Origin of the sequence: Duganella sp. BJB1802 (assembly GCF_013369445.1) — a bacterium.
Taxonomy (GTDB): Bacteria; Pseudomonadota; Gammaproteobacteria; order Burkholderiales; family Burkholderiaceae_D; genus Rugamonas; species Rugamonas vulcania_A.
This window is the reverse complement of the sequence record NZ_JABWEF010000025.1, coordinates 33,324-45,902: the sequence shown is the minus strand read 5'-3', so window position 1 is coordinate 45,902 and position 12,579 is coordinate 33,324. Positions and strand designations below refer to the sequence as shown.

The following is a 12,579-nucleotide window of genomic DNA, read 5'->3' as shown; positions in this document are numbered from 1 at the left end:
GCTTGCGTCAGGCGCTGCGCTTGCTGGGCAAGGTCCGCTGAAGGAACGCGGTCACGTCGGCAAACAGCTCCGGCTGGATGTCCGCGCGGTCGAAGCCCGGCGGATCCTGCGAGGGCTTGAAGTTCGGCCGCGTCATCTCGGGCGGGAATTTGCTCATGAAGGAGAAATGGCCGGCGCCGGCGATCTCGCGGTGCTCGACCAGTGCCGCATCGCGTACGCCGTGGATGACCCGTTCCGCGTGTTCGGCCGGCGCGAGGTCGTCCTTTTCGCCGGTAAGCATCAGTATCGGCACATGCACCGCCTGCAGCGAGCCGGGGATGAACCAGGGCGTGGCGGGATTGAGCAGCACCAGCGCACGCACGCGCGGGTCTGCCCGCACGGGAACCGGTTGCGGCTGGCCGCCCTTGCTCTCGCGGGGGCCGGACCAAGGCTGTCCGCCGGCCACCGCCAGCGCCGTGTAGCCGCCGATCGAATGACCGATGACAGCCACGCCGTCGCTGGCTAAGTGGTCGCGCAAAACCGGATCGGCCAGCGCCGCGTCGATGGCGAGCGCGATGTGGCGCGGGCGGTTGGCAAGGTTGGCGGCGGTGCCGACCAAGCTGTTGTCGTGCCGCGTATTGCCCGTGTGCGCGGGCAGCGCCACCACGAAGCCGGCAAGCACCAGATGCTTGGCCAGCTCTCGGTAGGCCCACGGCGTGCCGGAGTTACCATGCGAGATGACCACCAGCGGATGCGCGCCGGCGGCCGGCTGCGCATCCCTGGCGACATCCAGCGTGTATGGGCCGAAGTGTTCGGCCGTTTCGACGCCATCGGCGGGATACAGCAACGCCAGCGGTACCACCGCACCTTGTACCGCGTCGTCGATGTCGACCAGGCGACAGCCGCATACATGCATCATGTCTTGTTCCTTACAGTGGACGAACGGGAATGCAGATGTCGCAGGTCATGGCGCCGGTCTGCGGATTGAACGCCAGGTCTGGCCTGAACATTTCGAAGCAGGGGCGGTCGTCGCACTGCAAGCCGCTCGACGGCAGCCAGTTCCGCGTCATCCAGGTCCAGGCGTCGGCGATGTCGGCGGTCTGGCCTTCGTAGCGGCCGACGGCATAGCGGCCGCCGGGCAGGGTGGTGATGTCGGCCGAGCCGGTGGCGTTGAAATTATCCGGCACGGTCACGCAAGCGTCGTAGCGGCATTTGTCGGCGGGCGTGACGGTCGGGTCGTCGTAGCCGACGCCATAGCACAGCGCCTGGCCCAGGCCATGCGACTGCACCCACGGTCCCGCCACGCGGCCCCAGAAGGCGCCGATGGCCGGGCCGTAAGGACCGATGTGGCGGTGGTAGGCAACGCGCGCGGCGGGCAAGTCGATCACTTTAACGTCCATGTTGAAATCTCCTGATTGGTTGTTGGAGATGTCATCGTCGCCGATGCCGGTTTGCGGCGTCTGATCGTACTTGCTTAACACCTGATCCAGATTGCTGTCCGCGCCTCGAGCGCCGCCCAGCGCCTGCGACGCCAGCCGCGCGCGCGTGTCGCGGCGCCACTCGGTCGGCGTGCAGCCGAACTTGAGTTTGAAGGCGCGCGCGAACGCTTCGCCGGAACCGAAGCCGGTGGCCAGCGCCGTTTCCAGCACCGACTCGGGCGGCGTGCAGCTCAGGCGAAAGGCCGCCTTTTCCAGCCGGCGCCTGCGCGCGTAGTCGCCCAGCGTTTCGCCCATCCAGGATTGGAAGATGCGGTGGAAGTGGAAACGCGAGAAGTTGGCGACGTCGGCCAGCTGCGCCAGTTCGAGAGGCTGGTCCAGATGGGTGTCGATGTAGTTCAGCACGCGGTTCATGCGGCGCGCGTATTCCGCGCGGGGTGACGGGTCGTTGGGGAGGCTCATTTATTTTGCCGGCGCGCCGGCGGCTGCGAAGTAAAGTCGATAAAATACAATCATGTTGATTATATAAGGAGCCGGCGTGGCTGCGAAAACTTCGGTGCTGTTTGTCTGCATGGGCAATATCTGCCGCTCGCCCACGGCGGAGGGCGTGTTCCGCCATCGCGCCGCGGCGGCCGGCCTGGCGGACCGCCTCGTCATCGATTCGGCCGGCACGCATGGTTACCACGTCGGCGAGCCGCCGGACGCGCGCTCGATGGAGCATGCGGCCAACCGCGGCTATGACTTGTCCGCGCAACGTTCGCGCAAGGTGGCGGCCTCCGACTTTGAAAACTTCGACCACGTGCTGGCGATGGACCACGACAATCTGCGCCTGCTGGAAGCGGCGTGTCCGCCGCGCCACCGGCACAAGCTGGGATTGTTCATGGCGCACGCCAGCCGCAGCGATTCCGACGTGGTGCCCGATCCGTACTATGGCGGCGGGCGCGGTTTCGACCTGGTGCTGGACTATATCGAAGACGCCTCCGATGGCCTGATCGCCGCCCTGAAGATGAAATAAAGCGATTGCGAAAAAAATAAGTTGATGGCAGCATACGGCGGTTGATCGCCATTTGAGAGCGATCCGCAACGGGAGAGAAAATATGTCGCAACATCGCAAGTGGATGCTGTCCGCAGGCGTTGCCACGGCCCTGCTGTTCGGCGGGGCAGTGCAGGCGCAGGACCTGAAGCGCCTGGAGGCGCTGGTCGATACGGCGGTCGCCAACGATCATTTTTCCGGCACGGTGCTGGTGGCCAAAGGCGACCGGGTCTTGCTGGACAAGGGCTACGGCTCCGCCAACCTTGAATGGAACATCCCCAACGCGCCCAGCACCAAGTTCCGGCTCGGCTCCGTGACCAAGCAGTTCACCGCCGCCAGCGTGTTGCTGCTGCAGGAGCGCGGCAAGCTGAGTGTCACCGATCCGGTCGGCAAATATCTCAGCGACCTGCCTGCCGCGTGGAGCAAGATCACCATCTTCCAGCTGCTTAACCACACGTCCGGCATTCCCAATTTCACGGCGGCGAAGGAATACGAATCGATCGAGCCGTTCTCCAAGAAGCCGATGGAGGTGGTGGCGCTGGTGAAGGACCAGCCACTGGAATTCGAATCCGGCTCCCGCTTCAACTACAGCAACACCGGCTATGTGCTGCTGGGCGCCTTGATCGAGAAGGTCAGCGGCGAGAGCTACGACGCCTTCCTGCGCAAGAATATCTTCGACCCGCTCGGCATGAAGGACAGCGGCTACGACTGGAACGCCACCGTGCTGCCGAACCGCGCCGCCGGTTATGCGCGCGGCAAGAGCGGCGTGACCAACGCCAGCTACATCAACATGAGCGTGCCGCAGGGCGCCGGCGCCTTGTACTCGACCACCGGCGACCTGCTGCGCTGGCAGCGCGCGCTGTATGAGGGCAAGCTGCTGTCGCCGGCCTCGCTGGAGGCGATGACGACGCCTTATCATTCCGGCTATGGTTTCGGCCTGGGCATCCAGCAGAAGGATGGCGGCAAGGAGGTTGGCCACGGCGGCGGCATTCCGGGCTTCGCCACCGAGGTGCATTACCGCATGGACGACAAGATCAGCGTGATCGTGCTCAGTAACTTCCAGGGCAGCCAGCTGGAAGGGTTGACCGCCGGCCTGACCGCGACCGCGCGTGGCGCCACGTACGTGCTGCCGTCCGAACGCAAGGACATCGCCTTGTCGGCGGAGCAGATGGCCGCCATCGCCGGCACCTACACCATGCCGGATGGCCGCCGCCTGTGGCTGCGCGCCAGTAACGGCGGCATGACGACGCAGCTGCAAGGGCAGGATGCGCTGCCGATCTACGCCGAGTCGGCGGACCGGCTATTCCTGCGCAAGATCGATGCGCAACTGGAGCTCAATCGCGACGCGGCCGGCAAGGTGGAGGCGGTGACGCTGATGCAGGGCGGCCGCAACATGCGCCTGCCGCGCGTTGCCGAAGCCGCGCCGGCGCTCACCAATGCGGACGCCTCGGCATCCGCACCACACTAAGCACACTAAGGAGTCGATATGAAATTCAAATCCGTCTTAATGGCGACCATCGCCCTGGCCTCGTTGCAGCTGCATGCGCAGGAAGCCGCGCCGCAGCAGCAGTTGCTGAAACTGGTGCAGGCCTACACCGAGGCGCAGCGCGATTTCGAGCCGTCGAAGATCGACGCCATCGTCACCCGCGATTTCTACGAGGTCTCTCCGATCGGCGAGGTGGACCCGCGCGAGAAGGTGCTGGGCTTCTACCTGCCTGCCAACAAGCGCGAGGCGCCGACGATGGAGGTGACCGAGCCGTCGATCCAGGTGTTCGGCAACACCGGCACCATCCTCGTCAAGCTGAGTGGCAGCGCGACGGTCAATGCGGAGAAGCGGAACTTCGCCTTCCGCGCCGGCTATGTCGCGGTGAACGAAGGCGGCAAGTGGAAGCTGGCGTCGGCGCAGTACACCGGCATCCGTCCACCGAAGCCTCAGTGAGCCGATCATGACCTTCGATTGGCGCGGCGCCCCCATCTGGTAGCCGTCCCAATCGCCGCCGCCCGGCTCGTCGTTCTGCACTGGTCGTTCATGGCTTTTCCTTTGCCTGCGAGGCCGCGAATACCGGCCCGCCCAGATACGAGAAGTAGAAACGCTGCTGCCGTGGCGACAGCAGCACATGGTGGGCGCGCAGGAAGTCGCGGCCCAGGATCATCTGGTGTCCCCGGCTGGAGAGGTCGCCCCCTACCTGTTCCAGGACGATGATGCGCGGACTGGCGATCTTTTCCTCGCCGATGGCGAAACTGTCGAACGACGCAATCCAGGATTGCCTGCTGTTGCCGTTGACGCCTCGCAGCTTGCCGCCCTTGACGGCGCTGGCGGAAGCGGGGTCGAAGCCCAGCCGCTCGGCGGTGTTCTGGTTGATCACCGATACGGCCGCGCCGGTGTCGATCAGCGCCGTCAACCTGGTGCCGTTGACCGATACCGGAACCATGGCGCGGCTGTCGCCGGATGGGATATCCAGCGGCACGTCCAGCGCGTTGGCGTCCCAGTAGGCCAGGGCCTTGTCGTCGCAGCCCGCACCCCGGAAGAACTTGATCTTCCTGTCGGCCAGCGCAATTTCCAAGTCCGCCTGCAGCAGATAGTCGGCGCCGATGATGCCGCCGTAGCCGGGGATGTCGAAGCCCTCGACCACCGGGAACAAGGTCTGGCTCACGCGCGAAGGGCCGATGACCACTTCATTCGGACGGGCGGAAAACATCGAGGCCTGTCCGCCCACGCCGTGCACGATCTCGCGCGTGCGGGTGAGTGTGACCTGCTGGCGGTCGAGTTCAGCGCGCGTCAGCAGGGTTTTGAAGGCTCCGGTGTCGATCAGCATATGCACCGACTTGCCGTTGATTTGCGCGTCCAGGTAGGGCGTGTCGGAAAAGCGCCGGTCCACGCCGATGTCCAGCGCGGCCAGCTCGGTGTAGCGGCACTCGGCCGCGTGGATGGAAACGGCGGACGTCAGCAGGGTCGCGCAAAGCAGGAAGCGGGTCATGGAGCGAGGAAGCGGTAGGTAAATGCCGATGTTAGCATTTTAGTCAGCTTTTGTGTTTGGCATTCCCTTCATCGCCGCAAAACGACGGTTCGTCCGGCGGCGCGCGCGGTTCGTCGGATGTCCCGTGCAAAAGATGGCTCTCTTGTCTAGAGTGATCGTATTGCCATCCACCTTATGAGCGATGGCGATATCGACCGGGATGGGACATATCATGCGTACTTTTGTGTGGGCTTTGATGCTGGGCTGCTGCATGGCCGGCGCCGCCGGCGCTGCCGAGAAACCGCAACGCGAGACCGACTTGCAAGAGTTCAGGGGCCAGTACGACCTGGCCGACGGCCGCACCTTGACCGTCACGCAGCATCGCAGGAAGCTGTACGCCCAAATGAACGGCGGCCCCGAGGTGGAGCTGGAGCCGGCGGGCAAGGGCGTGTTCATGACGCGCTGGGGCGGGCTGCGGGTGGAGTTCGACCAGCGCGACAACGGCAACGTCGCCGGCGTGCGCCTGTCGGGCCCCGAGCAGGTGGCGCGCCGCAAGGACTGAGCCGGCGGCCGGCGGGATCAGGTCAGCAGCGGAAGGATGCCGTCCAGGCCGACGAAGTTGAGCGCGACGTTGGCCTGCTCGCGCACCACCGGCTTGGCGCGGAACGCCACCGACATGCCGGAGATGCTCATCATCTTCAGGTCGTTGGCGCCGTCGCCCATGACGATGGCTTGCGACGGCGAGATGCCCAGCTCCGCGCACACGCGTTCCACGGTGCGCTTCTTTTCTTCCGCATCGACGATGCCGCCGACCACGCGGCCGGTCAGCCGGCCGTCGACGATTTCCAGTTCGTTGGCGTGGGTGTAGTCCAGGCCCAGGCGCTCTTTCAGGCGCGAGGTGAAGAATGTGAAGCCGCCCGACACCAGCAGCGTCTTCAGGCCGGCCTGCCGCACCGCCTTGAGCATCGCCTCGGCGCCCAGCGACAGCTGCAGGCGCTCGTCGTACACGCGCTCCAGCGCCGACGCCTCCAGGCCCTCCAGCAGCGCCACGCGCCGCTTCAGGCTTTCGGAGAAATCGAGCTCGCCGCGCATCGCCGCCTCGGTGATCTCGGACACTTGCGGCTTGAGGCCCTGCATGTCGGCGATTTCGTCGATGCACTCGATGGTGATCAGCGTGGAGTCCATGTCCATGGCGACCAGCTTGAACTCGCTCATCTTGTGCACGCCGATGGAATAGGTGGCGTCCAGCTGGGCCGCCTGGGCCGCCACTTCGATGGTCTGGCGCAGCGCCGGCGAGAAGGTGATGCCTTCGCAGCGCAGCGCGCGGTCGTTCAACCAGGTGATGTTTGTCGGTGCCGTCAGCGCCGCGATGCGCTCCAGCCTGGCCTTGCAGTCGTCCAACCCTTGCAGCACAAGATTCATGGTGTTTTTTGCAGTCTTCATAAAATGCGGATAGCGTTTTTTGGGCTAAGTGCCCAAGTTACGTGTTAAGGCTCATGCGGTCAACTGTTTGATGGCGCCTTTGATCTGGGCGACACGCGCCGCCAGGTCGGGCATGGCGGCGGTGATCTTCAGTTTGTCCTGGCCATTGAGCTTGATCTGGCGGTTCTTCTGGATCAGCTCAATGATCCGCATCGGGTCGATCGGCGGCTTGGCCATGAACTGCAAGGTGGCCGCTTCGCCATGGGCGTCGATCTTGACGATGCCCACGGTTTTGGCGGCGATGCGCAGGCGGTGGGTCTCGATCAGGGCCTTGACGGGATCGGGCAATTTGCCGAAACGGTCGATCATCTCTTCCTGCATGTCGTCGATCTTGTCCTGGACGTTGCAGTTGGCCATGCGCTTGTAAATAGATAGCCGTTCGTGCACATCGCCGCAGAAATCGGCCGGCAGCAGCGCCGGCACGTGCAGGTTGATCTCGGTGGTGGTGGCCAGCGGCGCCGCCAGGTCGGGCTCCTTGCCGGCCTTGAGCGAACGCACCGCCTCGTTGAGCATGTCCGAGTACAGCTGGAAGCCGATCTCGGTCATCTCGCCGGACTGGTTGTCGCCCAGGACTTCGCCGGCGCCGCGGATCTCCAGGTCGTGCATGGCGAGATAGAAGCCGCTGCCCAGTTCCTCCATCTGCTGGATGGCGTCCAGGCGGCGCTGCGCCTGTTTGGTCAGCGATTGCACGTCGGTCACCAGCAGGTAGGCGTACGCCTGGTGGTGCGAACGGCCGACGCGCCCGCGCAGTTGGTGCAGCTGCGCCAGGCCGAACTTGTCGGCGCGGTGCATGATGATGGTGTTCGCGGTCGGCACGTCGATGCCGGTCTCGATGATTGTGGTGCACAGCAGGATGTTGTAGCGCTGCGCCACGAAGTCGCGCATCACTTTTTCCAGGTCGCGCTCGTGCATCTGGCCGTGGGCCACGGCGATGCGCGCCTCCGGCAGCAGCTCGGTCAGCATCGCCATGCGGTTCTGGATGGTCTCGACCTCGTTGTGCAGGAAGTACACCTGCCCGCCGCGTTTCAGTTCGCGCAGGCAGGCTTCGCGGATGATCGACTCGCCCTCGCTGCGCACGAAGGTCTTGATCGCCAGGCGCTTTTGCGGCGCGGTGGCGATCACGGAGAAGTCGCGCAGGCCTTCCAACGCCATGCCCAGCGTGCGCGGGATCGGCGTGGCGGTCAGCGTCAGCACATCCACTTCGGCGCGCAGCGATTTCAGGGCTTCCTTCTGGCGCACGCCGAAACGGTGCTCCTCGTCGATGATGACCAGGCCGAGGCGGGTGAACTTGACGTCGTCCGACAGCAGCTTGTGGGTGCCGATGACGATGTCCAGCGTGCCGTCGGCCATGCCCTTGATCGCCTGCGTGATCTCCTTGCCGGTGCGGAAGCGCGACATTTCGGCGATGCGCACCGGCCAGTCGGCGAAGCGGTCGGCGAAGGTCTGCGCGTGCTGCTCGGCCAGCAGCGTGGTCGGCGCCAGGATCGCCACCTGCTTGCCGCCCATGACGGCGATGAAGGCCGCCCGCAGCGCCACTTCGGTCTTGCCGAAGCCGACGTCGCCGCACACCAGCCGGTCCATCGGTTTGCCGGAGGTCATGTCCTTGATGACGTTGTTGATCGCTTCCTGCTGGTCCGGCGTTTCGTCGAAGCCGAAGCTGTCGGCGAAGCGCTCGTAGTCGTGCGCCGAGTATTCGAACGAGTGGCCCTGGCGCAGCGCGCGGCGGGCGTACAGGTTGAGCAGCTCGGCGGCGGTGTCGCGCACCTGTTCGGCGGCGCGGCGCTTGGCTTTTTCCCAGGCGCCGGAGCCCAGCGCGTGCAGCGGCGCGTCGTCCGGCGAGGCGCCGGAGTAGCGCGAGATCACGTGCAGCTGCGATACCGGCACATACAGCTTGGTGTCCTTGGCGTATTCCAGGTGCAGGAATTCGGTTTCGCCTTCGCCCAGGTCCATGCTGGTCAGGCCCATGTAGCGCCCGATGCCGTGGTTGATGTGGACCACCGGATCGCCGATCTTCAGCTCCGACAGGTCGCGCACCATCGATTCGACCTGGGTGACGGCTTCCTGCTTCTTGGTGCCGACGCGGCGGCCGGAACCCGCATACAGCTCGGTCTCGGTGATGAAGATCAGATTCTCGTCGGGCGTCGACAGCTCGAAGCCGGCGTGCAGCGGCGCCACGCCCAGCATCAGCTTCGCGCTGGAGGTGGCGAAGCCTTCGTAGCCTTCGACCGGTGTCAGCGCCAGGTCGTATTCGGTGAAGTACTGCTGCAGCGTTTCGCGACGGCCGTTGGTCTCGGCGCAGATCATCACGCGGCGGCCCGCCTGCAGCAGGTAGGCGCGCAGGTTGGTCAGCGGATCGTCGTTGTGGCGGTTGACGGCGATGTTGGGCACCGGCGCGGACAGCTCCGAGGCGCCTTCGCCGGCATCCCTGGAAATCACCAGCCGGCCGTAGGGCTTGGCCAGCGTGAAGAACTGCTCGTCCGACAGGAACAGCGCTTCCGGCGCCAGGATGGGGCGGTCGCGGTCGGACTTGAGGAAGCGGTAGCGCGAGCCGGTGTCGGTCCAGAAGCGCTTGATGGCGGCGTCGATGTCGCCCACCAGGGCCAGCGCCGCGCCTTGCGGCAGGTAGTCGAACAACGTGGCCGTCTCTTCGAAGAACAGCGGCAGGTAGTACTCGATACCGGCCGAGGCGATGCCGCTCTTGATGTCCTTGTACACCACCGAGCGCGAAGGGTCGCCTTCGAACTGCTCGCGCCAGCGGTTGCGGAAGGTGGTGCGCGCCGCTTCGTCCATGGGGAACTCGCGGCCCGGCAGCAGGCGCACCTCGTTGACCGGGTACAGCGAACGCTGGGTGTCGGCGTCGAAGGTGCGGATGGTTTCGATGGTGTCGCCGAACAGGTCGAGCCGGTAGGGCAGGGCGGAACCCATCGGGAACAGGTCGATCAGGCCACCGCGCACCGAGTATTCGCCGGGCGACATCACCTGCGCCACGTGGGTGTAGCCCGCCAAGGTCAGTTGCGACTTCAGGCGCGCCTCGTCGAGCGACTCGCCTTTCTTGAAGAAGAAGGTGTAGGCCGCCAGGAAGGACGGCGGCGCCATACGCACCAGCGCGGTGGTGGCCGGCACCAGCATCACGTCGCACTGCCCGCTGGAGATTTCGTGCAGCGTGGCCAGGCGCTCGGACACCAGGTCCTGGTGCGGCGAGAAGGCGTCGTAGGGCAGGGTCTCCCAGTCCGGCAGCAGGTGGCAGCGCAGCTGGTCGCCGCCGAACCATGGGATCTCGTCGAGCAGGCGCTGGCCGTCGCTGGCGTTGGCGACGATCACGGCCAGCATCTGGCCCCTGGATTTGAGTTCAAGCGCGGTGAGCGCCAATGCGTAGGCGTCCGACGAGCCATGCAGCGCAGGCAGGGCGAAGCGGGTGCCGGGTTTTGGTAGGGAGTTTTTTAAGACCAGGGACACAACACACATTCAACGGTTAGGCGCACCGCCGGAGGGGCAATGCCGCTGCCGACATTATAGACGAAGCCCCGCGCGCCCGCCGCCTCGCGCTCACGCCGGCTTGGGCGGCCGGTTGGCTATGCCGAAGGGTACATGGACCATCGGTATATTGCCGCCGGCCGACTTCAGGTGACTGAGCTGGTCGTCGAAGAAGATGTGCGGCTTGAAGATGCCCAGCACCCGCGCCTTTTCCATGCCGCCGAGGAAAAACGTCTCATTGGCGGACACGCCCCAGCTCTTCAATGTGGTGACCACCCGCTCGTGCGACGGCGCGCTGCGGGCCGTGATGATGGCGATGCGCAGGATGCGCTTGTACGACGGGTCGCGGCGCTGGGCGCGCTCCTCCAGCCGCTGCATCAGCGACAGCTTCTGGAACAGGTCGGCCAGCGGGCCGGGTTGGTGCGGGATGGCGACACGCTCGCGCTCGTGCGCGTGGAACTCGTCGACGTCGTTGTTGCGCTTGAAGACGGTCTCGGATTCGTCGTCGGCGATCACGCCGTCGAAGTCGAAGGCGACCCGCAATTCCTCGTCGTCGTCGTCCTCGGTGCGCGAGGGCAGCACCAGGCCGGCCGGATAGTTGGCCTCCAGCGCCTTGCGGACGTCCTCCTCGTTGGCGCTCAGGAACAGGGAGGTATTGAAGGCGGGCAGGTAGCTGTACGGCGACTTGCCGGTGACGAAGCAGGCGCGCGAGATGTCCAGCCCGTAGTGGGCGATGGAATTCATCACCCGCAGCCCGGTCTCCGGCGAATTGCGCGACATCAGCACCACCTCCACCGGCGCCGACTGCGCGTAGTGCTTGTTGATGTTGAGGAAGCGCCGGATGAAGGGGAAGGCCACGCCCTTGCCGAGGATGACGTCGATATGCTGCTCCTGGTACTTGCGGTACTCCTCGGCGCCGCCTTCCAGGTAGATCTTGTGCGATTCGGTGAGGTCAAACAGCGCGCTGGAGGCGATGCCGATCACCAGTTTGTGCTCGATAGGGTAGGCCATGGTCTTGTCTGTGGATTGCAATTGGCATCACTTTAACCGATTCGCATTCTTCACGCGCGGCATATTATTGGTATTGTTTTGGTCATATATCTCAATATTTTTTATTATCAATAAGATTATTTCTGTTGTTATTGAGATATAATTTAGCCCTTGCATGCGGGTTTCCTCCGTTTTTAACGAACATACCAATTACATACCATGACTATTTCCACTCTGATGCACCGTGTTTTGCCGCTGGTGCTGGGCGTGAGCGCCATGTGCGCCGCCCAGGCGGCGGTCCCGAGTTTCGACCTGGGCCTGGCCAACGGCTATAGCGCCTATTTTTATGGCAACGCCAGTAACTTCACCGATATCGAAGGCCGCCTGGCCGTCGGCGGCAACGTCGTCACCTCGGGCGCGTCGATCGGCTACCGCACCCCCTACGGCGTGACCGCGCCCAGCCTGGTGGTGGGCGGCAACGTCAAACTGAGCGGCGGCGACATCTACGCCGCGCCGCTGACCAATGTGAACACCAATGCCTCCATCGGCCCGATCACCGAGTACACCAAGAACTACAACGGCTATGGCGTGTACGGCGGTGTCAACACGTCGTCGAGCTACCTGACGCTGAATAAAGCCAATGTCTCGACCTACACCGACTTCGGCGCGGCCAAGACCCAGCTGACCGGCTTGTCGGGTACGCTGAACAGCCAGGCCGCCAACGGCAAGGTCAACTTCGCCAACGGCGGCATCGAGCTGGTGGGCAACAACAGCGCCGGCCTGCAAGTGTTCAACGTCAACACCCGCAACCTGACCAACTTGTCGCTGAGCAATGTAAAAGAGGGCGCCACCGTGGTCATCAACGTGAGCGGCAGCGGCGACGTGGTCTTCGGCGGCGGCCAGGGCGGCCTGCTGGAGCAGCTGCGCGCCAACGTGCTGTTCAACCTGAACGACGCCAACGTGGTCAAGGTCAACACCTTCGTCTGGGGCTCGGTGCTGGCCAACAACGCCGTGCTGTCGGGCGCCGGCCACCTGGAGGGCAGCGTGGTGGCCAAATCCCTGGTCAGCGCCGTCGAGATCGGCTATGAGCCGTTCAAGGGCTACGTCGCCACGCCGGTGCCGGAACCGGAAACCTATGCCATGCTGCTGGGCGGGCTGGCGCTGGTGGGCGTGGTTGCGCGCCGTCGCAGCAAGGCCTGATTCATCCGGGCGTCGCCAAAAAAGCTGC

Annotated in this window: 11 protein-coding genes; 5 read left to right on the top strand and 6 right to left on the bottom strand. The window is 64.7% G+C overall.

Annotation, left to right across the window (positions count from 1 at the left end):
* Positions 1-7 precede the first annotated feature (7 nt).
* The gene (locus HUX88_RS28645; protein WP_176363961.1) at positions 8-898 is read right to left on the bottom strand and encodes an alpha/beta fold hydrolase; all 891 of its coding nucleotides are present in this window, start codon (positions 896-898) and stop codon (positions 8-10) included.
* Between the two features lie 10 nt (positions 899-908).
* Positions 909-1,877 (bottom strand): GyrI-like domain-containing protein, encoded by a 969-nt coding sequence (locus HUX88_RS28640; protein WP_176363960.1) that lies wholly within the window; start codon positions 1,875-1,877, stop codon positions 909-911.
* Positions 1,878-1,953: 76 nt separating this feature from the next.
* Here HUX88_RS28640 and HUX88_RS28635 point away from each other — a divergent pair, with 76 nt between their 5' ends.
* From HUX88_RS28635 to HUX88_RS28625, 3 genes are all read left to right on the top strand, one after another.
* Positions 1,954-2,430: a low molecular weight protein-tyrosine-phosphatase gene (locus HUX88_RS28635; protein ID WP_301547065.1), complete on the top strand. Its 477-nt coding sequence runs from the start codon at positions 1,954-1,956 to the stop codon at positions 2,428-2,430.
* Positions 2,431-2,512: 82 nt separating this feature from the next.
* On the top strand, positions 2,513-3,916 hold the full coding sequence (locus HUX88_RS28630) for a serine hydrolase (protein WP_176363959.1): 1,404 nt from the start codon (positions 2,513-2,515) through the stop codon (positions 3,914-3,916).
* Between the two features lie 18 nt (positions 3,917-3,934).
* Positions 3,935-4,387 (top strand): nuclear transport factor 2 family protein, encoded by a 453-nt coding sequence (locus HUX88_RS28625; protein ID WP_176363958.1) that lies wholly within the window; start codon positions 3,935-3,937, stop codon positions 4,385-4,387.
* Between the two features lie 88 nt (positions 4,388-4,475).
* On the opposite strand, the gene HUX88_RS28620 is transcribed toward HUX88_RS28625, so the two are convergent.
* Positions 4,476-5,426 carry a retroviral-like aspartic protease family protein gene (locus HUX88_RS28620; protein ID WP_176363957.1) on the bottom strand — a complete coding sequence of 317 codons (951 nt, stop codon included), beginning with the start codon at positions 5,424-5,426 and terminating at the stop codon, positions 4,476-4,478.
* 211 nt (positions 5,427-5,637) lie between these two features.
* On the opposite strand from HUX88_RS28620, the gene HUX88_RS28615 reads away from it, so the two are divergent.
* Positions 5,638-5,967: a DUF3471 domain-containing protein gene (locus HUX88_RS28615; protein ID WP_117010571.1), complete on the top strand. Its 330-nt coding sequence runs from the start codon at positions 5,638-5,640 to the stop codon at positions 5,965-5,967.
* Positions 5,968-5,984: 17 nt separating this feature from the next.
* Here the strand turns inward: HUX88_RS28615 and serB are convergent, their stop codons facing one another.
* The 3 genes from serB to HUX88_RS28600 form a co-directional block, all read right to left on the bottom strand.
* Positions 5,985-6,848 (bottom strand): phosphoserine phosphatase SerB, encoded by an 864-nt coding sequence (gene serB, locus HUX88_RS28610; RefSeq protein WP_373886856.1) that lies wholly within the window; start codon positions 6,846-6,848, stop codon positions 5,985-5,987.
* 51 nt (positions 6,849-6,899) lie between these two features.
* Positions 6,900-10,352 (bottom strand): transcription-repair coupling factor, encoded by a 3,453-nt coding sequence (mfd, locus tag HUX88_RS28605; RefSeq protein ID WP_217916485.1) that lies wholly within the window; start codon positions 10,350-10,352, stop codon positions 6,900-6,902.
* An 81-nt stretch (positions 10,353-10,433) separates the two neighbouring features.
* Complete coding sequence (locus tag HUX88_RS28600; protein ID WP_117010289.1) at positions 10,434-11,372, bottom strand: 5'-nucleotidase; 939 nt, start codon at positions 11,370-11,372, stop codon at positions 10,434-10,436.
* Positions 11,373-11,570: 198 nt separating this feature from the next.
* On the opposite strand from HUX88_RS28600, the gene HUX88_RS28595 reads away from it, so the two are divergent.
* Positions 11,571-12,551, top strand: coding sequence for a choice-of-anchor A family protein (locus HUX88_RS28595; protein WP_176363955.1), 981 nt, complete (start codon positions 11,571-11,573; stop codon positions 12,549-12,551).
* Positions 12,552-12,579 lie beyond the last annotated feature (28 nt).

Bases quoted from the DNA above. Each gene is read 5' to 3' on its own strand.
- HUX88_RS28595 (WP_176363955.1), top strand. From the start codon at position 11,571: ATGACTATTTCCACTCTGATGCACCGTGTTTTGCCGCTGGTGCTGGGC.
- HUX88_RS28620 (WP_176363957.1), bottom strand. From the start codon at position 5,426: ATGACCCGCTTCCTGCTTTGCGCGACCCTGCTGACGTCCGCCGTTTCC.
- mfd (WP_217916485.1), bottom strand. From the start codon at position 10,352: ATGTGTGTTGTGTCCCTGGTCTTAAAAAACTCCCTACCAAAACCCGGC.
- HUX88_RS28625 (WP_176363958.1), top strand. From the start codon at position 3,935: ATGAAATTCAAATCCGTCTTAATGGCGACCATCGCCCTGGCCTCGTTG.
- HUX88_RS28615 (WP_117010571.1), top strand. From the start codon at position 5,638: ATGCGTACTTTTGTGTGGGCTTTGATGCTGGGCTGCTGCATGGCCGGC.
- HUX88_RS28645 (WP_176363961.1), bottom strand. From the start codon at position 898: ATGATGCATGTATGCGGCTGTCGCCTGGTCGACATCGACGACGCGGTA.
- HUX88_RS28640 (WP_176363960.1), bottom strand. From the start codon at position 1,877: ATGAGCCTCCCCAACGACCCGTCACCCCGCGCGGAATACGCGCGCCGC.
- HUX88_RS28630 (WP_176363959.1), top strand. From the start codon at position 2,513: ATGTCGCAACATCGCAAGTGGATGCTGTCCGCAGGCGTTGCCACGGCC.
- HUX88_RS28600 (WP_117010289.1), bottom strand. From the start codon at position 11,372: ATGGCCTACCCTATCGAGCACAAACTGGTGATCGGCATCGCCTCCAGC.
- serB (WP_373886856.1), bottom strand. From the start codon at position 6,848: ATGAAGACTGCAAAAAACACCATGAATCTTGTGCTGCAAGGGTTGGAC.